General features: G+C 69.4%; 24 protein-coding genes. 13 read left to right on the forward strand and 11 right to left on the reverse strand.

Going from position 1 to position 25,259, the window contains the following annotated elements; all coding sequences use genetic code 11:
* The first annotated feature begins 17 nt into the window (after nucleotides 1-17).
* The gene (locus ABD205_RS08800; RefSeq protein WP_344044374.1) at nucleotides 18-842 is read left to right on the forward strand and encodes a sigma-70 family RNA polymerase sigma factor; all 825 of its coding nucleotides are present in this window, start codon (nucleotides 18-20) and stop codon (nucleotides 840-842) included.
* Between the two features lie 103 nt (nucleotides 843-945).
* On the opposite strand, the gene ABD205_RS08805 is transcribed toward ABD205_RS08800, so the two are convergent.
* Nucleotides 946-1,317, reverse strand: a complete 372-nt coding sequence (locus ABD205_RS08805) for a hypothetical protein (RefSeq protein WP_344044375.1) — start codon at nucleotides 1,315-1,317, stop codon at nucleotides 946-948.
* 399 nt (nucleotides 1,318-1,716) lie between these two features.
* Between ABD205_RS08805 and nrdR the strand changes: the two genes are divergently transcribed.
* The 3 genes from nrdR (at nucleotide 1,717) to ABD205_RS08820 (ending at nucleotide 6,863) form a co-directional block, all read left to right on the forward strand.
* The gene (nrdR, locus tag ABD205_RS08810) at nucleotides 1,717-2,223 is read left to right on the forward strand and encodes a transcriptional regulator NrdR (RefSeq protein WP_344044376.1); all 507 of its coding nucleotides are present in this window, start codon (nucleotides 1,717-1,719) and stop codon (nucleotides 2,221-2,223) included.
* Nucleotides 2,224-2,414: 191 nt separating this feature from the next.
* Nucleotides 2,415-5,285 carry a vitamin B12-dependent ribonucleotide reductase gene (locus ABD205_RS08815; protein WP_344044377.1) on the forward strand — a complete coding sequence of 957 codons (2,871 nt, stop codon included), beginning with the start codon at nucleotides 2,415-2,417 and terminating at the stop codon, nucleotides 5,283-5,285.
* Between the two features lie 237 nt (nucleotides 5,286-5,522).
* Nucleotides 5,523-6,863: a DUF1214 domain-containing protein gene (locus tag ABD205_RS08820; protein WP_344044378.1), complete on the forward strand. Its 1,341-nt coding sequence runs from the start codon at nucleotides 5,523-5,525 to the stop codon at nucleotides 6,861-6,863.
* A 95-nt stretch (nucleotides 6,864-6,958) separates the two neighbouring features.
* On the opposite strand, the gene ABD205_RS08825 is transcribed toward ABD205_RS08820, so the two are convergent.
* Nucleotides 6,959-7,225 (reverse strand): hypothetical protein, encoded by a 267-nt coding sequence (locus ABD205_RS08825; RefSeq protein WP_344044379.1) that lies wholly within the window; start codon nucleotides 7,223-7,225, stop codon nucleotides 6,959-6,961.
* A gap of 262 nt (nucleotides 7,226-7,487) precedes the next feature.
* Between ABD205_RS08825 and ABD205_RS08830 the strand changes: the two genes are divergently transcribed.
* Entirely contained in the window at nucleotides 7,488-8,825 is a 1,338-nt protein-coding gene (locus ABD205_RS08830; RefSeq protein ID WP_344044380.1) for a flavin monoamine oxidase family protein, read from the forward strand.
* A 76-nt stretch (nucleotides 8,826-8,901) separates the two neighbouring features.
* Here ABD205_RS08830 and ABD205_RS08835 read toward each other — a convergent pair whose 3' ends face one another.
* Genes ABD205_RS08835 through ABD205_RS08845 form a run of 3 tightly spaced genes read right to left on the reverse strand, consistent with a single transcriptional unit; the run spans nucleotide 8,902 to nucleotide 11,606 of the window.
* Nucleotides 8,902-9,879, reverse strand: a complete 978-nt coding sequence (locus tag ABD205_RS08835) for an ABC transporter substrate-binding protein (protein ID WP_344044381.1) — start codon at nucleotides 9,877-9,879, stop codon at nucleotides 8,902-8,904.
* A gap of 35 nt (nucleotides 9,880-9,914) precedes the next feature.
* Nucleotides 9,915-10,712 (reverse strand): ABC transporter ATP-binding protein, encoded by a 798-nt coding sequence (locus tag ABD205_RS08840; RefSeq protein WP_344044382.1) that lies wholly within the window; start codon nucleotides 10,710-10,712, stop codon nucleotides 9,915-9,917.
* Nucleotides 10,713-10,739: 27 nt separating this feature from the next.
* On the reverse strand, nucleotides 10,740-11,606 hold the full coding sequence (locus ABD205_RS08845) for an ABC transporter permease (RefSeq protein WP_344044383.1): 867 nt from the start codon (nucleotides 11,604-11,606) through the stop codon (nucleotides 10,740-10,742).
* A gap of 304 nt (nucleotides 11,607-11,910) precedes the next feature.
* Here ABD205_RS08845 and ABD205_RS08850 point away from each other — a divergent pair, with 304 nt between their 5' ends.
* Complete coding sequence (locus ABD205_RS08850; protein ID WP_344044384.1) at nucleotides 11,911-13,110, forward strand: TetR/AcrR family transcriptional regulator; 1,200 nt, start codon at nucleotides 11,911-11,913, stop codon at nucleotides 13,108-13,110.
* 69 nt (nucleotides 13,111-13,179) lie between these two features.
* On the opposite strand, the gene ABD205_RS08855 is transcribed toward ABD205_RS08850, so the two are convergent.
* From ABD205_RS08855 to ABD205_RS08880, 6 genes are read right to left on the reverse strand one after another with little or no spacing between them, the layout of a single operon-like run.
* Complete coding sequence (locus ABD205_RS08855) at nucleotides 13,180-13,977, reverse strand: enoyl-CoA hydratase/isomerase family protein (protein ID WP_344044385.1); 798 nt, start codon at nucleotides 13,975-13,977, stop codon at nucleotides 13,180-13,182.
* 25 nt (nucleotides 13,978-14,002) lie between these two features.
* Nucleotides 14,003-15,169, reverse strand: a complete 1,167-nt coding sequence (locus ABD205_RS08860; RefSeq protein WP_344044386.1) for a thiolase family protein — start codon at nucleotides 15,167-15,169, stop codon at nucleotides 14,003-14,005.
* Nucleotides 15,169-15,972 (reverse strand): SDR family NAD(P)-dependent oxidoreductase, encoded by an 804-nt coding sequence (locus tag ABD205_RS08865; protein ID WP_344044387.1) that lies wholly within the window; start codon nucleotides 15,970-15,972, stop codon nucleotides 15,169-15,171. The genes ABD205_RS08860 and ABD205_RS08865 overlap by 1 nt, the downstream gene beginning before the upstream one ends.
* Before the next feature lie 34 nt (nucleotides 15,973-16,006).
* Nucleotides 16,007-16,405: a MaoC/PaaZ C-terminal domain-containing protein gene (locus ABD205_RS08870; protein ID WP_344044388.1), complete on the reverse strand. Its 399-nt coding sequence runs from the start codon at nucleotides 16,403-16,405 to the stop codon at nucleotides 16,007-16,009.
* Complete coding sequence (locus tag ABD205_RS08875) at nucleotides 16,402-16,860, reverse strand: MaoC family dehydratase N-terminal domain-containing protein (protein ID WP_344044389.1); 459 nt, start codon at nucleotides 16,858-16,860, stop codon at nucleotides 16,402-16,404. Before ABD205_RS08875 ends, ABD205_RS08870 begins: the two co-directional genes overlap by 4 nt.
* The gene (locus ABD205_RS08880; protein ID WP_344044390.1) at nucleotides 16,857-18,050 is read right to left on the reverse strand and encodes a thiolase C-terminal domain-containing protein; all 1,194 of its coding nucleotides are present in this window, start codon (nucleotides 18,048-18,050) and stop codon (nucleotides 16,857-16,859) included. The genes ABD205_RS08875 and ABD205_RS08880 overlap by 4 nt, the downstream gene beginning before the upstream one ends.
* 224 nt (nucleotides 18,051-18,274) lie before the next feature.
* Between ABD205_RS08880 and ABD205_RS08885 the strand changes: the two genes are divergently transcribed.
* The 7 genes from ABD205_RS08885 to ABD205_RS08915 are packed head-to-tail and all read left to right on the forward strand — an operon-like array spanning nucleotide 18,275 to nucleotide 25,259.
* Nucleotides 18,275-19,231: an acyl-CoA thioesterase gene (locus tag ABD205_RS08885; protein WP_344044391.1), complete on the forward strand. Its 957-nt coding sequence runs from the start codon at nucleotides 18,275-18,277 to the stop codon at nucleotides 19,229-19,231.
* Between the two features lie 8 nt (nucleotides 19,232-19,239).
* Entirely contained in the window at nucleotides 19,240-20,124 is an 885-nt protein-coding gene (locus ABD205_RS08890; RefSeq protein ID WP_344044392.1) for an SDR family NAD(P)-dependent oxidoreductase, read from the forward strand.
* A 13-nt stretch (nucleotides 20,125-20,137) separates the two neighbouring features.
* Entirely contained in the window at nucleotides 20,138-21,664 is a 1,527-nt protein-coding gene (locus ABD205_RS08895; RefSeq protein ID WP_344044393.1) for an acyl-CoA synthetase, read from the forward strand.
* Nucleotides 21,665-21,690: 26 nt separating this feature from the next.
* Nucleotides 21,691-22,848 (forward strand): acyl-CoA dehydrogenase family protein, encoded by a 1,158-nt coding sequence (locus tag ABD205_RS08900; RefSeq protein ID WP_344044394.1) that lies wholly within the window; start codon nucleotides 21,691-21,693, stop codon nucleotides 22,846-22,848.
* Between the two features lie 18 nt (nucleotides 22,849-22,866).
* Complete coding sequence (locus ABD205_RS08905) at nucleotides 22,867-23,655, forward strand: enoyl-CoA hydratase/isomerase family protein (protein WP_344044395.1); 789 nt, start codon at nucleotides 22,867-22,869, stop codon at nucleotides 23,653-23,655.
* A 4-nt stretch (nucleotides 23,656-23,659) separates the two neighbouring features.
* Nucleotides 23,660-24,814, forward strand: a complete 1,155-nt coding sequence (locus tag ABD205_RS08910; protein WP_344044396.1) for a CaiB/BaiF CoA transferase family protein — start codon at nucleotides 23,660-23,662, stop codon at nucleotides 24,812-24,814.
* A complete protein-coding gene (locus ABD205_RS08915; RefSeq protein ID WP_344044397.1) occupies nucleotides 24,801-25,259 on the forward strand; it encodes an acyl-CoA thioesterase in 459 nt (152 codons plus the stop codon). Before ABD205_RS08910 ends, ABD205_RS08915 begins: the two co-directional genes overlap by 14 nt.

The raw sequence follows: 25,259 nt of genomic DNA on the forward strand, positions 1-25,259 counted from the left end.
CGGGACATGCTGAGCCTATGACCGCCAACCCCACCTGGCAGGGTCTCCGCGAAGAGCTCCCCCGGGAGCAGCGCCAGAGCGAGACTCACCGACTGATCGCAGAAGCCCACGTTGCCACCGGCCCCGAGCGGGAGCAGCTGCTGGCCCAGGTCGTCCTGGTCAACACCGGCGTCGCCCGGTCACTGGCACGCCGCTACGCCCGCCGCGGCGTTCCGCTCGAGGACCTCGAGCAGGTCGCCTACACGGCCCTGGTTCGCGCCTCGCGCAAGTTCAACCCCGACGTGGCCGACGACTTCCTGACCTTCGCGGTCCCGACCATCCGCGGCGAGCTCAAGCGCTGGTTCCGTGACCACGGCTGGATGGTGCGCCCGCCGCGGTCGCTCCAGGAGCTGCAGGCCGCGGCCATGCAGGTGCGTGACGAGGCCTCATCGCAGGGCGAGGAGATCCACTCGGCGCAGATCGCCGGCGTCCTCGGCGTGACCGAGCGCCAGGTCGACGAGGCACTTGCCATCCGTGGCTGCTTCACCCCCACCTCGCTCGACGCCCCCACCGAGACCGTTGCGGAGGGCGCCAGCCTGGCGGACCTGCTGCCGACGTACGACGACGACCTGGCCGCCATCGAGGTGCGGCTCATGCTCGAGCAGGCGCTCGCCAACCTGACGCCGCGCGAGCGGCTGATCGTGCGGCTGCGCTTCAACGAGGAGATGAGCCAGAAGGAGATCGGCGAGGTCATCGGGGTCACCCAGATGCAGGTCTCGCGGCTGCTCAGCAAGGTGCTGCTCCGACTGCGCGAGCTGCTCGAGGACGACCCCATGGCGCGTGGGGAGAGCTGGACGCTGTAACGACGGGGCGCCAGTACACGACGGTGCGGCAGGGACTCGGGCCACCTGCTGCGCCGTCGTTTCGTCTTTCCTGCGTTTTGTCTTCCTGCCGGTGTTCGACCGGTCAGCGTGCGGCGCGCTTGCCGCCGGGTCGCGGCGGCTCGGTGGGGCTCGTCGTCATCCCGAGGGTGCGGACCAGCCGCGCGAGCAGCATGAGGCCCACGAAGAGGCAGGCCACGGCGCCGAGCGCCGCGAGGGCGAGGAACCACCAGGAGGCGCCGTCCCCGTCGCGGGCGCTGGAGCCGAAGTCGATCGCCGCCCAGACGAGGTAGCCCCACGCGACGACGGCGAGCGTCATGCCGACGGCGTACGCCAGGACTCGACCGCGGGCGCGGGCGGGACGGGGCGCCCTCTCCCCCTTGCGCGACCCGGCGCGCTTGCCCGCTGACCCGGACGTGCTCCCGGACGTGCTCCCGGGCCCCTCCTGCTCCGTCACCCGGTCATTGTGGCCGATGGAGGCCGGCAACCGGGCGGGACCCGCCCGGGTTGCCGGCCTCGTCGACGCTTCGACGATGCTTCGTCGACTCTTCGCCGACCCAGAGAGGCGGCGGAGGGGAGTGGCGCGTCTATCGGCGGCGTCGTTCGCTGCCTGAGAAGAAGGCGCGAACACTCGCGTCCCACGGGTCACATTTCCGAGATGTTCGCGCGACACGCCGCGTCGCTTGACAGCTCTTGCGATGGGCGGGCTAGGGTTCCACTACATCTAGTAGTTACACACATGTAGTTCTCCACATCTAGTGCACAGAACGAGTGGTGTGACTGCACAGCCCGGGGCCGGTTTCACACACCGTCTCCACAGATTCGTCCCCAAGCAACACGTGAGAGGAGGCCCCTGATGCACTGCCCTTACTGCCGGCACACCGACACCAAGGTCCTCGACTCGCGTGTCGCCGAGGACGGCGGGTCCATCCGCCGCCGGCGCCAGTGCCAGGGCTGCGAGAAGCGCTTCACCACGGTGGAGCTCATGCAGCTGACGGTGCTCAAGCGCTCGGGCGCGACCGAGCCGTTCACGCGGGACAAGGCGATCGCGGGCGTCCGGAAGGCGTGCAAGGGCCGTCCGGTCACCGAGGACCAGCTGCAGTGCCTCGGCCAGGAGGTGGAGGACACGCTGCGCACGAGCGGGTTCGCCGAAGTGCCGGCGCACGAGGTCGGCATGGCCATCCTGGGGCCGCTGCGGCAGCTCGACGAGGTCGCCTACCTCCGGTTCGCGAGCGTCTACCGGCAGTTCGAGAGCGCCGACGACTTCGAGGACGAGATCGCCATGCTCCGCAGCGAGCGGGCGACGTACGACGAAGCAGATCTGCCGATGGCCGAGCTGCTCACCTCAGCCCCACCGGGCTGATCCACAGACGGCCCGGGCAGGCGTGGGGAAGCGACCTGCCCGGGTCACCAAAGCGGCATACCGGGGGCCGCCGCGGTGTTGTCAGGGAGTGGGGATTTTCCCTCTGACAGCACTGTCGGTGGTCACCGGCAGACTTCCCAGAAGCAGCACGAGACCACACAGACAAACCTCACAGACGGGACCGAGGAAGCATGACGGAGACGGTGAGCGGCGCAACCCGCAAGGGGGCTGCCGGGGCGGGGCTCAGCATCGCGCGGGTGTTCAGCACCGATGGTGTCCACCCCTACGACGAGATCACCTGGGAGCGACGCGACGTCGTCCAGACCAACTGGAAGACCGGTGAGGCCGTCTTCGAGCAGCGCGGCGTCGAGTTCCCCGACTTCTGGTCGGTGAACGCCTCCACGATCGTCACGACGAAGTACTTCCGCGGCGCGGTCGGCACCGACGTGCGCGAGTGGAGCCTCAAGCAGCTCATCGACCGGGTCGTGAAGACCTACACGAAGGCCGGCGTGGAGCACGGCTACTTCGCCACCGCCGCCGACGCCGAGACGTTCGAGCACGAGCTCACCTGGCTGCTGGTGCACCAGTACTTCTCGTTCAACAGCCCCGTCTGGTTCAACGTCGGCACCGAGGCGCCGCAGCAGGTCTCCGCCTGCTTCATCCTCTCGGTCGACGACTCGATGGACTCGATCCTGAACTGGTACAAGGAAGAGGGCTTCATCTTCAAGGGCGGCTCCGGCGCCGGCCTGAACCTCTCCCGCATCCGCTCCTCCAAGGAGCTGCTCTCCTCCGGTGGCACGGCCTCCGGCCCCGTCTCGTTCATGCGCGGTGCCGACGCCTCGGCCGGCACGATCAAGTCCGGTGGCGCCACCCGTCGCGCCGCGAAGATGGTCGTGCTCGACGTCGACCACCCCGACATCGAGGAGTTCGTCGAGACCAAGTCGCGCGAGGAGGACAAGATCCGTGCGCTGCGTGACGCCGGCTTCGACATGGACCTCGGCGGTCGCGACATCCACTCCGTGCAGTACCAGAACGCCAACAACTCCGTCCGCGTCACCGACGAGTTCATGCGCGCCGTCGAGGACGGCAAGAAGTTCGGCCTGCGCGCCCGCATGACCGGCGAGGTGATCGAGGAGGTCGACGCTCGCGAGCTGTTCCGCAAGATCGCCGTCGCCGCGTGGGAGTGCGCCGACCCGGGGCTTCAGTACGACGACACGATCAACGACTGGCACACCAACCCCGAGACGGGCCGGATCACCGCGTCCAACCCCTGCTCGGAGTACATGTCGCTCGACAACTCCTCGTGCAACCTGGCCTCGCTCAACCTGCTCAAGTTCCTCGACGACGACAACACGTTCGACGTCGTCCGCTTCCAGGAGGCCTGCGAGCTGGTCTTCACCGCGATGGACATCTCGATCTCGTTCGCGGACTTCCCGACCGAGGCGATCGGCCAGACCACGCGTGACTACCGCCAGCTCGGCATCGGCTACGCCAACCTCGGCGCGCTGCTGATGGCGCTCGGCCTCGGCTACGACACCGAGGGTGGCCGCACGCTGGCCGCCGGCATCACCTCGCTGATGACCGGTGCGGGCTACAAGCGCTCGGCCGAGCTCGCCGGTGTCGTCGGCCCGTACGCCGGATACGCCCGCAACGCGGAGGCGCACCAGCGTGTCATGCGCAAGCACCGCGCTGCGTCGGACGAGATCCGCTCGGTCAACGCTGTCGACGCCCCGGTCATCAAGGCCGCGGCGAAGGCGTGGACCGAGGTCGTCGAGACCGGCAAGGCCAACGGCTTCCGCAACGCGCAGGCCTCGCTGCTCGCGCCCACCGGCACCATCGGCTTCATGATGGACTGCGACACGACCGGCATCGAGCCCGACTTCTCCCTGGTGAAGTTCAAGAAGCTCGTCGGCGGCGGCTCGATGCAGATCGTCAACCTGACCATCCCGCGTGCGCTCAAGAAGATGGGCTACCAGCCGGAGCAGATCGAGGCGATCGTCGACTACATCGCGGAGAACGGTCACGTCGTCGACGCGCCCGGTCTCAAGACCGAGCACTACGAGGTCTTCGACACCGCCATGGGTCGTCGCTCGCTGGCGCCGATGGGTCACGTGCGGATGATGGCGGCTGTCCAGCCGTTCCTCTCCGGCGCGATCTCGAAGACGGTCAACCTGCCGGAGACGGCCACGGTCGAGGAGATCGAGGACGTCTACCTGCAGTCGTGGAAGCTGGGTCTCAAGGCCACGGCGATCTACCGCGACAACTGCAAGGTCGGTCAGCCGCTGTCCGACGCCAAGGCGGACGTGAAGGAGACTGTGGCGACGGCGACCGAGGTCGTCGAGAAGGTCGTCGAGAAGGTCGTCTACGCGCCGACCCGCAAGCGCCTGCCGAAGTCGCGCGTCTCGCGGACCACCTCCTTCACGGTGGGTGGCGCCGAGGGCTACATGACCTCCGGCGCTCACGACGACGGCTCGCTCGGCGAGATCTTCCTCAAGCTCGGCAAGCAGGGCTCGACCCTGGCCGGCGTGATGGACGCCTTCTCGATCGCCGTGTCGATCGGCCTGCAGTACGGCGTACCGCTCGAGACCTACGTCTCGAAGTTCACCAACCTGCGCTTCGAGCCGGCCGGTCTGACCGACGACCCCGACGTGCGGATGAGCCAGTCGATCATGGACTACATCTTCCGTCGCCTGGCGCTGGACTACCTGCCGTTCGACCAGCGCGCCGCCCTCGGCATCTACACCGCCGACGAGCGCCAGCGCTACCTCGAGACGGGCTCCTACGAGCCCGTCGAGGAGACCGGATCGGCCGCGGAGCTCATCGCCGCTCCCGAGCCGGTGATCGAGTCCGACCCGGTGGTCGAGGCCGAGGTCATCGAGGCGATCGTCCAGGAGTCCCCGAAGGCCGAGGGCAAGACGGCGCACACCACCGCCGAGCTCCTCGAGCTCATCAGCGGCACCGCGGTCGACAGCCCGCTCTGCTTCACCTGCGGCACGAAGATGCGCCCCGCCGGGTCGTGCTACGTCTGCGAGGGTTGCGGCAGCACCAGCGGCTGCAGCTGATCGGCTGAGCTGAGCCTCGAGGGCCCCGTCCGGAGTGATCCGGGCGGGGCCCTCCGGCATGTGCAGCTGCGGCCGCTGCCGCCCTGCCGGACGTCATACGAGTCGGCGGCTATCGCGGCCACCTCGTACGACGTCCGCCCCGCGTTTCGCCTCGGGAAGGCCGGTTGCCGTTGGACTCAGAAACGTCACCTGATCCGTGTGAAAGCGGAGCAGCAGAACCAGTGGTTGCGTCGGGCTATGACCTTCCTGGGATCCGACCTGGTGGATCGTCGTCTGCACCGTCGCGCCGTGGAGGCGGCGATCTGGGGCATGCCGGCGGTCAACTACGAGCTCATGCGCACCGCCATGTCGCCGGACCGGGGTAACCAGTTCGTGTACTGGTCCCGGCTCCTGGACTGGCGCAACCAGACCCTGACGCCGAACCCCGACCTGATCTACTACATGGCGTTCATGGACACGCGGGAGGGCCCGATCGTGGTCGACATCCCCGCCAACGATGAGGACCAGGCGCTCAACGGCACCCTCTGCAGCGTGTTCCAGATGCCGCTGGTCGACATCGGCCGGCTCGGCTACGACAAGGGGCGAGGTGGCAGGTTCGTGATCCTCCCGCCCGGCTACACCGACCCCGTCCCGGAGGGATTCGTGCCGCTCCCGTGCGACACCTACGGCTCCTACACGCTGATCCGGTCGGTGCTGACTGACAGCACGCAGGAGGCGCTCGACCGCGGCCTGGCGATCTGCCACCGCATCCGCATCTACCCGCTGTCCCAGGCCGACGACCCGCCTGCGAACCAGCGGCGGGATCTCTCCGACGAGATCGTCGACACGCTCATCCCCTACGACATCCGGTTCTTCGAGACGCTCGACAGGATCGTGCAGGCCGAGCCGTGGTTGGAACGCGATCGTGCCCTCTCCGAGATCCTCGAGACGGTCGGCATCAAGCGAGGTCGGCCGTTCTCACCCGATGAACACGACACGAAGATCTTGGAGAGCGCGATCGAGGAGACCCACGACCTGCTCCGCTACTCCTACGAGAACGAGGTGGAGCTGTGGGCAGAGGGCTCACAGTGGTTCTTCCCGGTGACGCGTGACTTCGCCGAAGCCCAGGCGACCGGCTACGGCAACGACCAGGTCAACCCGTACACCAACCGCGGCGTGATCTACCACATGGCTTTCATCGGGATCAAGCACGTCGGGACCGCACAGTTCTACCTCGTCGACCTGCGCGACAGCGACGGGAACCTTTTCGACTCCGCCAAGCACTACCGGCTCCGTCTCCCCGCGGGTGTGCCAGTCTCGCAGTACTGGTCGGTGGTGGTCTACGACGGCCATACGCACGGCCTCATCCGAGGCAACGACCAGTACTCCGTCACGCCCATGACCGAGGGCCTGAGGGTCAACGACGACGGCAGTGTCGACGTCCACTTCGCTCAACGGCGAGTGCCCGGCTTCGAGGCCAACACCATCCCGACGAGCGGCTCGAGCCGGTTCGAGCTGATGTTCCGGTTCTACGGCGTCCAGCCGGAGGTCATGAGCAAGGAGTGGATCCTGCCGAACGTCGAGCTCGTCTCGGACTGATCGTCCCGGCCCTGATCAGGCGGGGTTCGCCCCACTCCCGGTTCATCCCGGTCATCGGTGCCTCAGGTCTCGAGTCGCAAAAGCCCCGGCGGTCCTCAAACCGTGACTCTGCCGCCGGCCGGCGGCAGAGCGCCGCGCTGGGTGAACAGCTCGTTGCAGTCAGCGCAGGTCTCGCTCGCGCCAGCCACGAACGGAGTGGCGTGGAAGTTCTTGAACCAGTGCGCAGGCAGGCCACAGGCCGTGGTGATCGAGCCGATACGGCGCGCGTGGCGCACACCGTGCGGCACCCAGGACACCCGAACGCCCTGCACCGCCAAGACTTCGTGGGCGGTGGACACGATCCACGGGGCGGGCGTGGTCACGCGTTCACACCGGCATGGGTCGCCGTCGACGACGGGGTGCGTGGCGGCGCTCTGGTGGCGTCTCGCGCTCATCTGGTCCCACCTCGGTTCGAGACGCGGAAGGAGCCGGCGCTGTCGCGGCTCAGCTCTCCGAAACCGAGGTTGTCGACCTGAGAGAAGAGAATGTTCGGTTGGCTCTGGTTCATGGCTGACTCCCTTTCGCAGTCGTCACGATCGCTATATGTTAGGCGACGTTAGAGAAAATGTCTTGAGAGGAAGCAGCATGGAACGGTACGACGTGGTCGTAGTGGGAGCGGGTCTCGCAGGGTTGGCTGCTGCGCGAGACCTCACGGCGGCCGGGAAGCGGGTGGTCGTGCTCGAGGCTCGTGATCGGGTCGGGGGTCGCACCGACCATGCGCTCACTCGGGCCGGCGTGCTCGAGACCGGCGGCCAGTGGGTCGGCCCGACGCAGACCGAGGTGCTGGCGCTGATCGACGAGCTCGGGCTGGAGACGTTCCGGCAGTTCGACGCCGGGCAGCGGGTCACCGTCCTGAACGGCGCCGACACCCGGCGGCTCCAGGAGGCGCCGAGCATCTCGGCGACCGGCGGCGCGGAGCTCGCCGCCGTCATCGAGCGCCTCGACGCGATGGCCGCCACGGTCTCGCTGTCCTCGCCTTGGCTGACCGGCGACGCCGAGCTGTGGGACTCGATGACCGTGGAGTCGTGGCTGACGAGCGAGGTCGAGGACGAGGAAGCGCTGCAGTACCTGCGTGCCCTCGTCCCCGGCATCTTCAGCGCCGAGGCGCCGGAACTGTCGCTGCTGCACTTCCTCTTCTACGTGAAGTCGGCCGGCTCGATCGCCGACCTGCTGCGCATCGAAGGCGGTGCACAGGAGAGCCGGGTCCTCGGTGGCTCGCACCTGATCTCGGAGCGGATGGCGGAGGCGCTCGGCGACGCCGTCCGGCTCGGCACCCGCGTGCACACGATCTCGCACGACGCCGACGGGGTCCAGGTCGTGCACGACGGGGGTGAGGTGAGTGCCGACCACGTCATCGTCACGCTGCCGCCGACCCTCGCCGGTCGGCTGCGGTACGAGCCGCCGCTCCCCGCCGCTCGCGACGTCCTCACCCAGCAGGTGCCGATGGGCAGCGTCATCAAGGTCCACCTGGTGTACGAGCGGCCGTTCTGGCGGGAGGCCGGGCTCAGTGGCCAGGCGTTCAGCACCGTCGACCCGCTCAGCCTCACCATCGACAACACGCCTCCCGGGACCGACCACGGTGTGCTGCTCGGCTTCTTCGAGGGTCGTCACGCCCGACCGCTGAGCGAGCTGACGCCGGCCGAGCGCCAGAAGATCGCGGTCGACTGCGTCGTCCGGTTCTTCGGGCCCGAGGCGGCCGAGGTGCTCGAGTACGTCGAGAAGGACTGGACGATGGAGGAGTTCAGTCGCGGCTGCTACGGCGGCCGGCTCGGCGCCGGCGTCTGGACGCAGTACGGCCACGCCCTCGCCGCACCGGTCGGTCGCATCCACTGGGCGGGGGCGGAGAGCGCCGAGGTGTGGAACGGCTACATGGACGGTGCCGTCCGGTCGGGACGCCGGGCGGCTCGCGAGATCCTGGGCTGACGTCGCGCGTCGACCTCGACAAGCAGACCAGGTCCCCCCGAACCGGGTGGACCTGGTCTTCGTCGTTTCGGAGGCGTCACTTGCAGCCGTTGACGACCATCTCGTCGTACTTCGGGTCGATGTCCTTGCCGACGTAGCCGACGTTCGCGTCCCACACGCTCTCGTCGAGCTTCATCGACCACGTGTCCCGCTCGCTCTCGTAGACGCGACCTGCGGCCTCCGCGGGAAGACCGGTCCACTCCGAGAGGATGGTCGTGGCCTCGTTCGCGTTCGCGTCGTCGGCGATCCACGTGATGGTCTTCTGCATCGCCCGGCAGAACTTCTCGACGGCCTGGTTGTCGTGGTCGAAGAACTTCTGAGTCGTCGCGAACACGCCCGTGACCTCGTTCTTGCCACGCTCGCCCATGGTGCCCTGAGCGGAGTCGGCGAGGATGTGGAGCTTCACGCCCTGGCCGAGCAGGGTCTCGTAGGTGGTCAGGCCGAGCACGCTGGCGTCAGCCTGTCCGTTCGCGAGGGAGGCGGCCGTCGTCGCCGGTGTGCCCGTGCCGATGAAGGTGACCTTGCTGCCGTCGATGCCGTACTCGTTCAGGACGGTCAGGGTCCGCTGCTCGTTGGAGTCGCCCCGTTGCGGGACCGCGAACTTCCTGCCGGGCAGCTGGTCGAGCTTGGTGATCCCGGACTTGTCCGTCGCGACGATGACGACGCGACCACGGGAGTAAGGGCCGAGCACCTTCAGCGCCTGCCCCTGCTCCGAGGCGGGCACGATGGCGCCGGGCTGGCCGAAGACGATGTCGGTGCTCCCACCGATCATGCCGGAGAGGATCTCGGGGCCGGACTTGCCGTTGACGATCGTCGCCTTGAGGTCCTCGTCGGAGAAGAAGCCCTTCTTCTGGGCGACGGCGAGCGGGTAGGTGAAGATGGTGCCGGGGAACGACCCGATCTTGATCGTGGTCGGACCGTCGTTGGCCGCGGCGTTGGAGTCGTTGGAGCCGCAGGCTGTCGTCGCCATGAGCAACGCCACGGCGGCGAGCAGGGGCAGGATCTTGTTCTTCATCGGTGGTGCATCTCCTGGTTCGAAGGGTCCGAGTGCTAGATGGATGCCCGGAAACGCTCGTAGAGCTCCTGGTAGCGCGGATGGGCGGCCACGCTCTCCAGGTCGCGCGGCCGCTCGATGCCGACCTCGACGTCGTCGAGGATCCGGCCCTCGCCGACGAGGACGACGCGGTCGGCGAGTGCGATCGCCTCACCCAGGTCATGGGTGACGAACACGACCGTGCGCTGTGGTCCCGACTGCCAGAGCTCGAGGAACTCCTGCTGGACCGCGATGCGGGTCCGAGCGTCGAGCGCTGCGAACGGCTCGTCCATCAGCAGGACGTCGGGGTCCAGTGCCCAGGTGCGGGCGAGGGCCACCCGCTGACGCATGCCCTGGGAGAGCTGCCACGGCCACAGCCGTTCGGATCCCCCGAGGTGGACACGGCCGAGCCAGTCGCGGGCGATCTGGCGCCGGGTCGCGCGGTCGATGCCGCGGAGCTCCAGGCCGTACTCGACGTTGCCCTGTGCCGTTCGCCAAGGGAGCAGCGCATCGCGCGCGAGCATGAAGCCCAGGTGTGGACGGGCCTCGCGGGCAGTGGTGCCGCGGACCTCGATCGAGCCGGACGACGGCTCGACGAGCGCCGCGATCATGTTGAGCAGGGTGGTCTTGCCGCACCCGCTGCGGCCGACGAGGGCCACGAACTGGCCCGTCGGGACATCGAGGTCGATGTCGTGCAGGACGGTGCGGGTTCCACCCTCTGGCTTGGGGTATGTCACCCGCGCCTGGCGGAGGCGGATCATCGGGTCGAGGCGCTGGGCCTCGGGGGCGTGGGCGCGCAGGGTGGAGCTGTTCACGGCGGTCATCTCCTGAGGACGGCGGGATCAGTGGTCGGCGGGGGGCTGCCAGCGAAGGAGGCGTCGTTCGACGACTGCCATGACCTGGTTCAGCACGACCGCGATGACGGCGAGGAGGAGCAGGATCGCGTACACCGCCTCGAGCCTGAAGAGGGACGAGTACTTGGCGATCAGCTGCCCGAGACCGTTCTGGGCCGCGATCAGCTCGGATCCGACGACGCCCAGCAACGCGTAGATCAGACCGAGTCGGAGCGAGGCGATGATCGCGGGCGTCGCCACCGGGAGCATCACCTTCCAGAACAGGTGGTGCTTCTTCGCACCCAGGACCGCCGAGAGGCGGAGCCACTCCGGGTCGGCCGAGCGCACCCCGGCGCGGGAGGCCGAGAGCACGATGAAGAACACCAGCGTGCTCGCCAGCGCCACCTTGGCCTGCACGCCGATGCCGAAGGCGACGATGAAGAAGGGTGCGAGTGCGATGCGCGGCATCGCGTTGGCCGCGTCCAGGAAGGGGGCGAGGATGCGCTCGAGGGTCGGCAGGAGGCCCAAGGTGATGCCGGCGACGACTCCGACAGCGCTAGCCAGCACCCAGGCGATGACGACGGCGATCATCGTCGCCTGCGCGTTGGACCAGAGCTCGCCGTTCTCGACGGCCTCGACGAGGTAGTCCCACGACTGCTTCGGCGACTTGGCCAGCACAGGGGTGACCCACTGGTAGCGCGCGGTCAGGTCCCAGAGGACGAGCCAGAGGACGACGAGCCCGAGCTGGGCGCCCCGGACCAACAGCGTCCGTCGCCGCGCGCGCTGGCGGGGCTGGCGCGGTGCGGAGAAGTCCGCGTCCCGCGGCACGTCGTCCCCGCGGTGTGTCGACTGCTCGGAGGCAGTGATCTGCGACAAGGCGTCCTCCTCAGAGTACGGCGGACCGGCGCTCTCTCCGCGCCGGAGATCCGGCCAATGTGACCGAGTTCTCACTAACTCTGCCTCCGTGTGACGTGATCGTCAACCCTAGTTTCTACTTACTTATGAACCTGCGAACGGTCTGACGCGGTTGTCCCACTGTTCACTTGCGGGAAGTGTGTGAGCACCTTCGACCCGAACGAACCGTCGCGCAGGCGTCCGCGGACGCCAGGGCCGCCGGATCGGCCGAACCGCTGCTAACATCGGCGCACGCGCCACTGCGTCACGTCACGAGAGGCTCCGCATGTCCGAAGCTGCTCCCCAGCGTCGCCCGCGCAACCGCAAACAGCTGATCGTGACCGCTGCCGCACGACAGTTCGAGCGCAAGGGGTTCCACGACGCCTCGATCGCCGACATCGCCGCAGAGGTCGGCATCACCGGTCCGGCGCTCTACCGTCACTTCCGTAACAAGCACGAGCTGCTGGTCGCCGCCGTCGGTCTCGAGATCGAGCAGCTCGAGCTGGCCTACAGCGGGGGTCCCGACCTCGCGGGGCTTCTCGACACCGCGGCGCAGACCCTCCTGCGCTCCGCCCGGGCGAGCAGCGTCTGGCAGCGCAGCGCGGTCTTCCTCGACGCCGAGCAGCGACACGAGCTCTCGGAGCGCTATCTCGCCGCACTCAAGCCACTGCGTGCGGCGCTCGTCGCCGCCCGACCCGCGCTGAACGACGTCGATGCCGATGCGCTCACCTGGGGTGTGCACTCGGTGCTCGGCAGCGCGCGTGCCTATGAGCGCGCCAAGCTCGACCGCGACCGTGCGCGGCAGCTGATGGTCGCGGTCGCGACCCGGGTCGCGGAGATCGACGATCTCCTGCCCACCGGTCCCAGCGCTCCGGTGGCCGCGGCACCCGTGCACGGCCTGAGCGCGGCGTCGCGGCGCGAGGCGGCGCTGTCGGCAGCGGTGCGCCTCTTCGCCGAGCGCGGCTTCCAGTCGGTCGGGATGGACGACATCGGTGCGGCCTCCGGGATCTCCGGTCCGACGCTCTACCACCACTTCCCGGGTAAGTCGGCGATCCTCGCGCACGTCATCCTGCGTGCCCTGGACGCGCTCTACTTCGACCTCGCCGCGGTGCTCTCCAACACCGACGACCCTGCGGAGGCGCTCGAGCTCACGCTCGTGTCCTACGTCCGGATCAACGTCGCCCAGGGCGACGCGCTCGCGGCGCTCACCACCGAGATCGTCAACGTGCCGGAGGAGGAGCGCGCACAGATCCGACGGGTGCAGAACGACTACGTCAACGAGTGGGCTGTCCTGCTCTCGGCCGTCCGGCCCGAGCTGAGCGCCGCGGAGTCCGACGCGCTGGTCCGCTCGGCGCAGTCGGTCATCAACGCCATGCGGCACCACCTGCCGGGGTCCAAGGGCGGCATGCGTGATCCGCTCCGACGGATCGGCCGGGCGGTGCTCGGTCTGCCCGACCGGGTCGACGCCGACGACCTCATCGTCTGAGCGAGACGCCGGCGAACGGCAACGGGGGTGACGAGCTCCGCCCGTCACCCCCGTGCGTCTGCGGAGGGCTCAGGCGCCCTTCTTCTTCTCCGCCTGCTGGGCGAGGAAGTCCTCCACGGCGCGGGCATGGTCGCCCGACGCGAAGCACTCCTTCTCCACCGACAGCGCCAGGTCGAGCACCGTGTTGGCGGTGTCGCGCAGGATCGCGTTGAGCACCTGCTTGGTGCCCTGGATCGCTCGCGTGTGTCCGGCGGCCAGACGCTGGGCCAACCCGTGCGCGGCATCCAGGAGCTCGTCGGGCTCGACGACATGATTGACGAGGCCGATCCGCTCCGCTTCGACGGCGCCGATCTTGTCGCCGGTGAAGAAGTACTCCTTCGTCCGCGCCATGCCGACGAGCCAGGGCCACACGACGGCGCCGCCGTCGCCGGCCACGACGCCCACGTTGACGTGCGGGTCGGCGATCACCGCCGTCCGCGAGGCGTAGACGACGTCGCAGAGCAGCGCCAGGGTCGCGCCCAGCCCGATTGCCGGCCCGTTGATCGCCGCGATGATCGGCTGCGGCACCTCGAGCAGGTCGACGACGATCGAGCGTGCGTCGCGGAAGAAGTCGTCAAGCTCCTGCCCGGCGCTCATCCGCGGCCCCTTGAGGTTGCCGCCGGCCGAGAAGGCCTTGCCGTTGCCGGTCAGCACGACGGCCCGCACCGAGGTGTCGCGTCGCAGCTCCCGCCACAACCGGATCAGGTCGCGGTGTGTGGGGTGGTTGATGGCGTTGAAGTCCTCGGGGCGGTTGATCCGGACCTCGAGCACCGCCCCGTGCCGGGTGGCGACGAGGTTCTCGAACTCGTAGTTGTGCAGGTCGTTCATGGCTGTCTCTCCTGGGAAGCGGCGGTCAGAGGCGTTCGAGGATCGTGGCGTTGGCCATGCCGCCGCCCTCGCACATCGACTGGAGGCCGTACTTGATCCCCTCGTCGACCATGTGGTGGAGCATCGTCGTCATGATCCGGGCGCCGGACCCGCCGATCGGGTGCCCGATCGCCATCGCCCCGCCGTTCGGGTTCATGAGCTCGTACGACGCTCCGGTCTCGCGCTGCCAGGCGAGCGTCACGGGTGCGAACGCCTCGTTGATCTCGAAGACGCCGATGTCGCCGATCTCCAGCCCGGCCCTGTCGAGTGCGCGCCGGGTCGCGGGGATCGGACCCTTGAGCATCGTGACCGGGTCGGTGCCGGCGACCACGGCCGTGTGGATGCGTGCGAGCGGACGCCAGCCGTGCTGCCTGGCGATGTCGCTGGTGGTGAGGAGGAGAGCGGCGGAGCCGTCGGAGATCTGCGAGGCGTTGCCGGCGGTGATCGTCCCGTCCTCGCTGAAGGCGGGCCTGAGCGCGCCGAGCGTCTCGAGCGTGGAGCCGCGGCGGACGCCTTCGTCCGTGTCGAAGAGCCGTGCCGCACCGTCCTCGTCGACGACCTCGACGGGCGCGATCTGGTGCTTGAACCGTCCCTCGTCGATCGCCCGGGCGGCGCGGGCGTGGGAGTCGAGCGCGTGGGAGTCGAGGTCGGTGCGCGTGAGGCCGTACTCGTCCGCGATCATCTGCGCGCCCACCCCTTGGTGGAACCGGACGCCGTCGTAGCGCGCCAGGACGCTCGGACCGAACGGCTCGCCGAACGAGCCGTCGCCGAGGGCCGCGCGCGCAGGAACCGCACTCATGATCTCGACGCCGCCGGCGACGGCGATGTCGTACTGGCCGGAGATGACCCCGGCCGCGGCCTGGTGCACGGCCTGCTGCGACGAGCCGCACTGACGCTCGACCGTCACGGCCGGAACCGACTCGGGCCAGCCGGCCGCGAGCACGGAGGCTCGGCCGATGCCGCCGCTCTGCATGCCGATCGGGATCGCACAACCCCACACCACGTCGTCCACGAGCCGGGGGTCGAGCCCGGTGCGCTCCACGAGTGCGTTGAGCACGTGGGCGGACAGGTCGGCGGAGTGGTGCCGCGACAGCGATCCGTTGCGCTTGCCGACCGGCGTCCGGACCGCCTCGACGATGACTGCGTCGCGCATCAGCGGCTGCCTGCGTCCACGGTGATGCACTGACCGGAGACGTAGTTCATCTCCGGGAGGCACAGGGCGTAGACGGCGCCCGCAGCCTCCTCGGGCGTGCCGGGCCTGCCGAGCGGGTTGGTCTTCCTGACGCTCTCCATCGCGGCCTGGCTGACCCCGACCCGCATCTTGCGGCCCTCGATCTCGACCACCGTGTCCTCGCTCGCGACGGCCTCGGTCATCCGGGTGAGGATGAACCCGAACGCGACCGCGTTGACGTTGACCTTGTAGCGGCCCCACTCCTTGGCCATCGTCTTGGTGAAGCCGATCACGCCGGCCTTGGCCGCGGCGTAGTTGGCCTGGCCCACGTTGCCGAACACACCGGACACCGAGGAGACGTTGACGACCTTGCGGTGGTAGTCGGTCGGGTTCTCCTTGATGTAGGGCGCCGCCGCCCGCAGGATCTTGAACGGCGCGGTGAGGTGCATGTCGAGCACACCGTCCCACTGCTCGTCGGTCATCCGCTGGATGACGTTGTCCATGATGTAGCCGGCGTTGTTCACGATGATGTCGAGCCCGCCGAAACTCTCGACGGCCGTGTCGACGAAGCGCTGGGCGAAGTCCGCAGCGGTCACCGAGCCGACGCAGGCGACGGCCTGGCCGCCCGCGGCGATGATGTCCTCGACGGTCTCCTTGGCAGGCGCCTCGTCGAGGTCGTTGACCACGACCTTGGCGCCCTCGGATGCGAGCTTGAGCGCGACGGCACGGCCGATGCCGCGGCCGGAGCCGGAGACGATGGCGACCTTGTCCTGCAGAGTGGGCATGGCAGTTCCTCCTGGAGGGATGGGGGAGTGGAGATCAGGCGAGCCGTACGGCGGCCGCGCCGCGCAGGGTGACGGTCCCGTCGGGCAGGGTGACCGCGAGGTCGAGGTTGGCCACGCCGTCCTCCACCTCGGTGATGACCCCGGTGCAGGTGGGCTCGCTGTTGACGGGCGTGATCGCGGTGAAGCGGACCTCGTAGGAGAGGATCTGCTCCTGCGGCCAGTGGTCGGTGAGCAGCCGGGCGAGATAGGCCATCGAGAGCATCCCGTGGGCGAACACGTCGTCGATGCCGACGGCTCGACACGCGTCGATGTCGATGTGCACCGGGTTGTGGTCGCCGGACGCACCGGCGTACAGGGCCAGCGCGGTGCGGGTGATCCGCGGGCACTCGAGCGTCAGCTCCTGGCCGGGGGAGAGGTCGGTGGTCGAGATCATCGGGCCGCCTTCGGGTCGCGCACGACGATCGTGCCGGTGAGCGTCGCGATCGGCTCGTCGGCCCGGCTGACGTGGGTGTCGCGCACGATGAACTGGAGCGCACCGCCCTTCTTGCTGGACACCTCGGTGACCTCGCTCCAGAAGGTGAGCTCGTCGCCGGCGTGGGCGGGCGCGTGGTAGGTGAACCTCTGGCCCGCGTGCAGGATGGTGCGGACGTCGACTCCCAGGTCGGCGAGGAAGCGGTGCCGGTGCGGGTTGTCCATCTCGAGGCAGAAGAAGAAGGTCGGTGGGATCGGCAGGTCAGGATGGCCAGCCGCCTCGGCCGCGCTCAGGTCGGTGTAGACCGGGTCGCGCTGGCCGGTGGCCTCGGCGAAGAAGCGGAGTCGCCCGCGCTCGGGGGTCGTGGTGAACGGCTCGCTGCGCGAGCCGACGATCGAGGGGTCGATGGTCGTCATCTCGCCGACAGCCTCTCGAGGATCGTCACGACGCCGGCCGTGCCGAGGCCGAGGTTGTGCTGCAGGCCGAGCCGGGCGTCGGGCACCTGCCGGGCACCTGCGGTGCCGCGCAGCTGCCAGGTGATCTCGGCGATCTGGGCGAGCCCGGTCGCGCCGAGCGGGTGGCCCTTGGAGAGCAGACCGCCGGAGGGGTTGGTGACGACCCGCCCGCCGTAGGTGTTGTCGCCCTCGGCGATGAACTTGGCCGCGCCGCCGGGCTCGCACAGGCCCAGCCCCTCATAGGTGAGCACCTCGTTGATGGTGAAGCAGTCGTGCAGCTCGACGACGTCGAGGTCGGCAGGATCGACGCCGGCCTCGGCGTAGACCCGCTCGGCGGTGCGCTGCGTCACGCCGGTGCCGACCAGGGCGATCGCGCTCCGGGCGTCGAAGAGGTCGTCGTCGTCGGACTCCAGCGCCTGCGCGGCGATCGCGACCCGCGGGTCGAGGCCGTGCTTGCGGGCGAACTCCTCGGTGCAGACGACCGTGGCGGCGGCACCCGACGTGGGCGGGCAGCACTGGAGCCGGGTCAGGACGCCGGCGACCGTGGGGGAGGAGAGGACGTCGTCGAGCGTGATCGGGTCCCGGAAGACGGCCAGCGGGTTGCGACCCGCGTGGCTGCGCGCCTTCACCGACACGGCGGCAAGGGTCTCGGCGGTCGCGTCGGTGGAGTCGAGGTACTCCTGCGCGGCGGCCGCGAAGTACTGCGGCGTCATCGGCAGGGCGGGGTCGACGGCGTAGATGTCCTCGAGGGCCGACTTGAACGCCAGCAGCGGCGGCGGGCGGTCGTTCCACTTGGTCGTCAGCGCCCCTGGGGGCATCTGCTCGAAGCCGACCGCGAGCGCGCACTCGGTGACTCCACTGGCGACCGCCTGACGGGCGAGCCAGAGGGCCGAGGAGCCCGACGCGCAGTTGTTGTTGACGTTGAGCACCGGCACGCGGGTCATGCCGAGCTGGTAGACGACGCGCTGACCGGCCGTCGAGTCGCCGTACACATATCCGGCGTAGACCTGTCCGACCTGGTCGTAGCTCAGCCCAGCGTCGTCGAGGGCTGCCTCGGCGGCTGCCGCGCCCATCTCGTCGTACGACGCGCCCGCGCTGGGCCTGGTGAAGGGAACCATGCCCACGCCAGCGATGAGAACTCGAGAGTTCATGTGACCTCCTTCTCTAACTGTTATTCACTTTCTAGCAGTGGGCGGGGCGCTGTCAAGCGATCGGCGTGATGGCCTGGATCACGCTGGCCAGGACGCATGCACTACAAGGCAAGTGACTGACCATGCGAGAGCCTGCCTTGACATCCATACGCTGAAGTGAACTATCGTTCGGCTGAGCGGTCATCGGGACCAGAATCTCGCCGTCGATCCGAAGGAGGTGTGCCGTGACGGACCACGTCGTGTGCCCGGACATCGCCCCCACCTCGCCAGTCAAGAGCGCCGAGTCGAACGCTGCGGAGCCGAACGGACCCGTGTCGCTCGCCGACCTGGTCGCCGTCCGACCGCATCGTGACGAGGTCTTCCACGGCTGGTGTCATGCCGGCGCGCCTGGCCGAGTGATGGGCGGTCAGGTCGCCGCCCAGGCGCTCGCCGCCGCCGGCGCCACCGTGGACGCCGACCGCGTCGCCCACTCGCTGCACGGCTACTTCCTGCGCGAGGGGCGTCCCGACCGCGCGATCGAGTACCGCGTCTCCACCGTCCGGGACGGGCGCAGCTACAGCGCGCGGCACGTCGCAGCCGTCCAGGACGGCGCGGAGATCTTCGTCCTGACCGCCTCCTTCGTGCGAGCCGGCACCGGTCCGGAGCGCCAGCTGGCCGCCCCCGCGGTGCCCGGACCCGACACGGTGCCGAACGTGTACGACGTCTGGCGCTCGCTGCACCCCGAGGCGCACGCCCAGGCGGTGTACGTGAAGGCCGTCGAGGTCCGGATCGCGCCGCTCCCCACCGGGCCGACCGCGCCGGACCCCGACGGTGCCGTCCACCAGGACGTGTGGCTGCGGTCGCGCACCCCGCTTCCGGACGACCCGCTGGTCCAGGCCTGCGCGCTGACCTACCTCTCCGACGTCACGCTCGCGCAGTCCTCGGCGATCGAGCACGACGTCATGTATCCCCTGCGCCGGGAGCGCGGCCACGTCGCGCTGGCCTCGATCGACCATGCGCTCTGGTTCCACCGCCGGCTGCGGGCCGACGAATGGCTGCATCTGCGCCAGACCTCGTCGAGCACGGGCGCAGGCCGAGGCTTCAACACCGGGACGTTCTGGGACCCGAACGGGGTGATGGTCGCGAGTGCGGCCCAGGAGTCGGTCGTCCGGCTCCTCCCTGACAGCAACCACGAGAAGTGAGGCAAGGCATGGGACAGCTCGATGGTCGCGTCGTGATCGTCACCGGCGCGGGCGCCGGGATCGGTCGCGAGCACGCGCTCCTCATGACACGGGAGGGCGCGCGGGTCGTGGTCAACGACCTGGCCGATCCGACCGGAGTCGTCGAGGAGATCACCGCGTCGGGGGGTGAGGCGGTGGGTGTCGCCGGCAGCGTCGCCGAGATGGCGACCGGCGAGCGGCTCGTCGAGGCCGCTCTCGACGCCTTCGGCGACGTCCACGCGATCGTGAACAACGCCGGCGTCGTGCGCGACGCGATGGTCTGGAACATGACCGAGGAGGACTTCGACCTGGTCGTCGACGTCCACCTCAAGGGCGCGTTCTCGCTCACTCGCGCAGCGGCACGGCACTGGCGTGCCGAGGCCAAGGCCGGCCGCCAGGCCGACCGCTCGATCGTCAACACCACCTCGGCCGCCGGCCTGCACGGCAACGTCGGCCAGTGGAACTACGCCGCCGCGAAGGCGGGACTCGCCGCCCAGGTCACACTCGCTGTGGCCGAGCTGGGCAGGTACGGCGTCCGCGCCAACGCGATCTCGCCGGCCGCACGTACGGCGATGGTCACCTCGTCGCCGGGTCTGGCTGCGGCCGTCGCGGCGCCCGAGGACGCCGACGCCTTCGACAAGTTCCACCCGCGCAACGTCTCTCCGCTGGTCGCCTACCTGGCGAGCGCCGACTGCCCCTTCACCGGACAGGTCTTCTCGGTCACCGGCGGCCACGTCGGCCTCTACCGAGGGTTCTCCGTCGGCCACGTCGTCAACGCCGACCACGGCTGGACCGTGGCCGAGCTGGCCGCGGTCATGGAGGACGAGACCTTCCCGCGCGCGCTGGACACCGACCGACCCAAGATCATGAGCTGAGCGAGAGCGAGACATGTACCTGACCCACGCCCTGCACCGCGGAGTCCGCTACTGGCCCGACCGGGTGCTCACCGTCGACGGCGACCGCGCCTTCACGACCGCCGAGTCGGCGGAGCGGGTCGCCCGGCTCGCGGGCGCCCTGCACACCCTCGGCGTTCACGAAGGCGACCGGGTCGCGATCGTCGCCCTCAACACCGATCGGCACCACGAGCTCTTCTTCGGCAGCTGGTGGGCGGGCGCGGTCGCGAACCCGCTCAACACCCGCTGGTCGGCCGCGGAGATCGTCTATGCGCTCAACGACTCGGGCAGCAAGGTGGTGCTCGTCGACGAGGCGTTCGCGGGCATCGTCGACCGCCTGCGAGCCGAGGTCGACTGCCTCGAGGCGGTCGTGTACGTCGGCCGCGGTGAGGCGCCGGTGGGCACGCTGGTCTACGACGACCTGGTCGCCGCGGCGGAGCCCGTCGAGGACGCTCGCCGCTCCGGCGACGACCTCGCCTTCCTGCTCTACACCGGAGGCACCACCGGCAACGCCAAGGGCGTGATGATCACGCACCGGTCCTTCCTCACCTCGCTCCTGAGCTACCAGATGTCCGGAGCGGCGGTTCGCGCCGACGGGGTCACGATGCTGACCGGCCCGCTCTTCCACATCGGCGCCCTGCTGGGCTGGTACGCCCAGCAGCTGCTCGGCGGGAAGCTCGTCTTCGTGCCGACGTTCTCTCCGGAGAACGCCATGCGCACGATCCAGGAGCACGGGGTCACCGGCTGCGCGCTGGTGCCGACGATGATCCAGCGGATCTGCGAGCACCCCGACTTCGGCTCCTACGACCTGACCAGCCTCGAGTTCATCGGCTACGGTGCCTCGGCGACCCCCGACAGCCTGCTCGCGCTGGTCATGGAGAAGCTGCCGCACACCCAGCTCGTGCACGTCTACGGGATGACCGAGACCGGCGTGCTCACCGTGCTCAACGGTCCCGACCATCGGGCGCGTCGCAAGCTCGGGTCGGTCGGGCGCGCCTCCTCCGTCGTCGAGCTCGAGATCGTCGACGCCGAGGGACGACCGGTCCCTCCCGGGACCGTCGGCCAGATCGTCACCCGGGGCGACCACGTGATGGCCGGCTACTGGAACAAGCCGGAGGAGACCGCGAATGCGATGCGGAACGGCTGGCTGCAGACCGGGGACGGTGGCTACCTCGACGACGAGGGCTACGTGTGGATCGCCGACCGGCTCAAGGACATGATCATCTCGGGTGGGGAGAACGTGTACTCGGCCGAGGTCGAGAACGTCCTCGCCGGCCACCCCGCCGTCGCCTCGTGCGCCGTCATCGGCGTCCCCGACCCCGAGTGGGGAGAACGTGTGCACGCGATCGTCGTGCTGCGTCCCGGGCAGAGCGTGACGATCGACGACGTCCGGAGCTTCGTCAAGGAGCGGATCGCGGGCTACAAGGCCCCGCGCAGCCTCTCGATCCTCGACGAGATGCCGATGACCGGCACCGGCAAGGTCCTCAAGCGCGAGCTGCGCGCGTCCATCGCCGGTCGTTGAGCCGGCCGACCAAGGAGAGACGTCAGATGCAACGCAAGGTCTACGACGCCGACCACGAGGCGTTCCGCTCGATGATCCGCGACTTCATCGCGGCCGAGCTGGCGCCCCACTACCTCGACTGGGAACACGACGGCATCGTGCCGCGGGACTTCTTCCGCAAGCTCGGCGCCATCGGCATCACCGGCTTCGGCATCCCCGAGGAGTACGGCGGTCCGGGTGAGGTCAGCTTCAAGTACCAGGCGATCATCAGCGAGGAGAACGCCCGCGCCGGCGTGCACATGGGCCACTACGGCCTGAGCACCGGCATGGTGCTGCCCTATCTGCTGGCGCTGGCTACCGACGAGCAGAAGAAGCGCTGGCTGCCCGGCATCGCCTCGGGCGACATCCTGGTCTGCATCGGAATGACCGAGCCCGGCACCGGCTCGGACCTCGCCGGGATCCGCACCTCGGCACGGCTCTCCGACGACGGTCGGCACTACGTGGTCAACGGCGCGAAGACGTTCATCTCCGGTGCACGCAACTCCGAGCTGTGCGTCGTCGTGGCCCGCACGGCACCCCCGTCCGACTCCGACCGGCGCACCGGGCTGAGCCTGATCGTCGTGCCGACGGACAGCCCGGGCTTCGAGTTCGGCCGCAACCTCGACAAGATCGGTCTCAAGGCCAGCGACACCAACGAGCTGTCCTTCACCGACGTGCACGTCCCGGTGGAGAACCTCCTCGGTGAGGAGGGCATGGCGTTCAGCTACCTCGGCCGCAACCTGCCCCGCGAGCGCCTCATGGTCGGCGTGGACGCCGTCTCCCGGGCGCGCGCCGCGGTCGAGATGACCCGCACCTACGTCCAGGAGCGGCACGTGTTCGGCAAGCCGGTCGCAGCGTTCCAGAACACCAAGTTCGTGCTCGCCGAGTGCGACGTCGAGGTGGAGACCAGCCAGGCGCTCGTCGACCGCGGCATCGAGCTCGAGCACGAGCACGCGCTCACCCCGGCGGATGCTGCGCGGATCAAGCTCCAGACCACCGAGATGGTCGGCCGCGTCGCCGACAAGTGCCTCCAGCTGCACGGTGGCTACGGCTACATGCGGGAGTACGCCATCGCGCGCCTGTTCACCGACGTGCGGGTCAACCGCATCTACGGCGGATCGAGCGAGGTCATGAAGACGATCATCGCCAAGGACATGGGCCTCTAGGCCCGGGAGGACAGACTGATGACCGACACCGTCGTCTTCACCGTCGAGGACGGCATCGCGATCATCGCGATGAACCGGCCCGAACGGCGCAACTCCTTCACCATCGAGATGGCCGACGGGATCCTCGATGCGCTCGAGCGATCGGAGATGGACCCGTCCGTGCGTGTCGTGGTCCTCACCAGCACCGGGGACAACTTCTGCGTCGGTCGCGACAACTCCGACACCGACCCGGCGCCGTACCCGCCCGGCGACCACCTCAAGGGTCGGCCGAGCCTGATGCGCTACACCCGGATGATCACGCAGCTGCACGACATGAACACCCCCGTGATCGCCGAGGTCAAGGGCGGCTGTGCCGGCGCCGGCATGTCGCTCGCGCTCAACGCCGACCTGCGCTACGCCGCCACCACGACGGTGATGAGCACGGCCTTCGTCAACGTCGCGTTCGGCGGCGACCTCGGCGGTCCCTGGCAGCTGACGCGGCTGCTCGGGTCGGCCAAGGCGGCCGAGCTGCTGCTGCTCTCGCCCAAGGTCCGCGGCGAGGAGCTGGTCCGGTGGGGGCTGGTCAACGAGGTCGTGGCCCCCGAGGAGCTATCGGGGCGCGTGCGTGAGGTCGCGGCCCAGATCGCGAGCAAGTCGCCGCGTGGACTGAGCGCTGTACGACGCAACCTCAGGTCCGCCGCGACGATGTCGCTCGGCGACTACCTGCCCTTGGAGGCGGAGCAGTTCGCGACCTGCCTGGCCTCGCCCGACGCCGAGGAGGCGCGGCTGGCGTTCGTCGAGAAGCGCGCTCCGAAGTTCGTGGGCTGAGTCCATGAACGACGCGCCTGCCGCCTCGCGCGGTCCTCTCACCGGTGTTCGGATCCTCGAGCTGGGCGGCATCGGCCCCGCGCCGTACGCCGGCATGTTGCTCGGCGACATGGGTGCCGAGGTGATTCGCATCGACCGGCCAGCGGACACTGGTCGAGCCAACCCGTTCCCGGTGCTGCACCGCAACAGGCGTTCGATCACCGTGGACCTCAAGGACGCCGGCGGCGTCGCGCTCGTGCGGGACCTCGTTCGCGGCGTCGACGCCGTCATCGAGGGCTTCCGGCCCGGCGTCGCCGAGCGGCTGGGGCTCGGTCCGGATGCCCTGCTCGACCGCAACCCCGCCCTCGTCTACGGCCGGATGACCGGCTGGGGGCAGGACGGGCCGCTGGCCCAGGAGCCGGGCCACGACATCAACTTCATCGCGCTCACCGGCGTGCTCGAGGCGATCGGCACGCCCGAGGAGCCGCTGCCGCCTCTCAACCTGGTCGGCGACATGGGCGGCGGGATGTTCCTGGCCCTCGGCGTGCTCGGCGCGGTCGTCGGTGCCCGCGCTTCCGGCCGGGGTCAGGTCGTCGACGCGGCGATGACTGACGCGAGCGCCTCCATGATGGCGATGGTCCACGACTTCCGTAACGCGGGCCGGTGGAACCTCGCGCGAGGGGCGAACTCGATCGACGGCGGCAGCCCCTGCTACGGCGCCTACCGGTGCGCCGACGGGCGGCACGTCGCCCTCGGCATCGGTGACCGTCGCTCCTACCTCGCGCTGCTCGACGTGCTCGGGCTCGGCGACGACCCGACCTTCGCGGACCGGGGCGACCGCTCCGCGTGGCCGCGGATGCGCAAGGTTCTCGCCGCGGCCTTCGCCCAGCGCGACCGGGACGACTGGGAGCAGGTCTTCGCAGGCAGGGGTGCCAGCTTCTCGCCCGTGCTCGACCTCGTCGAGGCCACCCACCATCCGCACAACCGGGAGCGGGAGACCTTCATCCTCGGGCCCGAGGGCCGCATCGAGCCTGCCCCGGGACCGCGCTTCTCCGCCACCCCGGCGCCGCGGCCGCAGCCGGCGCCCCTGCTCGGCGCGGACACGGACGTGGTCCTGGCGCAGGCAGGCCTGAGCCACGAGCGGGTCGACGAGCTGCGAGCCAGTGGTGTCATCGGCTGAGCCCGGCCCGGAGCGGTCCTTCCCCGTCTCGGTCCGGTACGACGACCTCGGACCGGCGGGCCACGTCAACAACGTGGCCTCGTTGAGGATCATCGAGGAGGCCCGGCGGACCTTCCTGGGCCGACCGGCGACCCCTGGTGCAGCGCGCGGGATCCTCGACCACGTGCCGACCCACGTCCGACACCTCGTCCGCCGTCAGGAGATCGAGTATTGCGGCGAGCTGTGGTTCCAGGCCGCCCCGTTCGTCGTCACGATGCAGGTCACAGCCGTCGGGCGGACGTCCTTCCGGCTTCGCAGTGGCATCCGGACCTCCGCCACGGCCGAGCCGGCCGTCATCGCCGAGACCGTCATGGTGCTGGCCGACAGGACGGCCGGCGAGACGTGGCCGATCCCGCGTTGCGTCGCCGACCTCCTGCTGGCGGCTCAGCCGCCCGCGGACGCCTGA

It is taken from the genome of Nocardioides panacihumi, from assembly GCF_039530925.1.
GTDB classification, from domain to species: domain Bacteria; phylum Actinomycetota; class Actinomycetes; order Propionibacteriales; family Nocardioidaceae; genus Nocardioides; species Nocardioides panacihumi.

Excerpts from the sequence above, each read along its gene's own strand:
- ABD205_RS08815 (WP_344044377.1), top strand. The coding sequence starts at position 2,415 with ATGACGGAGACGGTGAGCGGCGCAACCCGCAAGGGGGCTGCCGGGGCG.
- ABD205_RS08850 (WP_344044384.1), top strand. The coding sequence starts at position 11,911 with ATGTCCGAAGCTGCTCCCCAGCGTCGCCCGCGCAACCGCAAACAGCTG.
- ABD205_RS08895 (WP_344044393.1), top strand. The coding sequence starts at position 20,138 with ATGTACCTGACCCACGCCCTGCACCGCGGAGTCCGCTACTGGCCCGAC.
- ABD205_RS08880 (WP_344044390.1), bottom strand. The coding sequence starts at position 18,050 with ATGAACTCTCGAGTTCTCATCGCTGGCGTGGGCATGGTTCCCTTCACC.
- ABD205_RS08860 (WP_344044386.1), bottom strand. The coding sequence starts at position 15,169 with ATGCGCGACGCAGTCATCGTCGAGGCGGTCCGGACGCCGGTCGGCAAG.
- ABD205_RS08890 (WP_344044392.1), top strand. The coding sequence starts at position 19,240 with ATGGGACAGCTCGATGGTCGCGTCGTGATCGTCACCGGCGCGGGCGCC.
- ABD205_RS08900 (WP_344044394.1), top strand. The coding sequence starts at position 21,691 with ATGCAACGCAAGGTCTACGACGCCGACCACGAGGCGTTCCGCTCGATG.
- ABD205_RS08820 (WP_344044378.1), top strand. The coding sequence starts at position 5,523 with ATGACCTTCCTGGGATCCGACCTGGTGGATCGTCGTCTGCACCGTCGC.
- nrdR (WP_344044376.1), top strand. The coding sequence starts at position 1,717 with ATGCACTGCCCTTACTGCCGGCACACCGACACCAAGGTCCTCGACTCG.
- ABD205_RS08865 (WP_344044387.1), bottom strand. The coding sequence starts at position 15,972 with ATGCCCACTCTGCAGGACAAGGTCGCCATCGTCTCCGGCTCCGGCCGC.
- ABD205_RS08800 (WP_344044374.1), top strand. The coding sequence starts at position 18 with ATGACCGCCAACCCCACCTGGCAGGGTCTCCGCGAAGAGCTCCCCCGG.
- ABD205_RS08855 (WP_344044385.1), bottom strand. The coding sequence starts at position 13,977 with ATGAACGACCTGCACAACTACGAGTTCGAGAACCTCGTCGCCACCCGG.
- ABD205_RS08835 (WP_344044381.1), bottom strand. The coding sequence starts at position 9,879 with ATGAAGAACAAGATCCTGCCCCTGCTCGCCGCCGTGGCGTTGCTCATG.
- ABD205_RS08910 (WP_344044396.1), top strand. The coding sequence starts at position 23,660 with ATGAACGACGCGCCTGCCGCCTCGCGCGGTCCTCTCACCGGTGTTCGG.
- ABD205_RS08830 (WP_344044380.1), top strand. The coding sequence starts at position 7,488 with ATGGAACGGTACGACGTGGTCGTAGTGGGAGCGGGTCTCGCAGGGTTG.
- ABD205_RS08905 (WP_344044395.1), top strand. The coding sequence starts at position 22,867 with ATGACCGACACCGTCGTCTTCACCGTCGAGGACGGCATCGCGATCATC.
- ABD205_RS08870 (WP_344044388.1), bottom strand. The coding sequence starts at position 16,405 with ATGATCTCGACCACCGACCTCTCCCCCGGCCAGGAGCTGACGCTCGAG.
- ABD205_RS08875 (WP_344044389.1), bottom strand. The coding sequence starts at position 16,860 with ATGACGACCATCGACCCCTCGATCGTCGGCTCGCGCAGCGAGCCGTTC.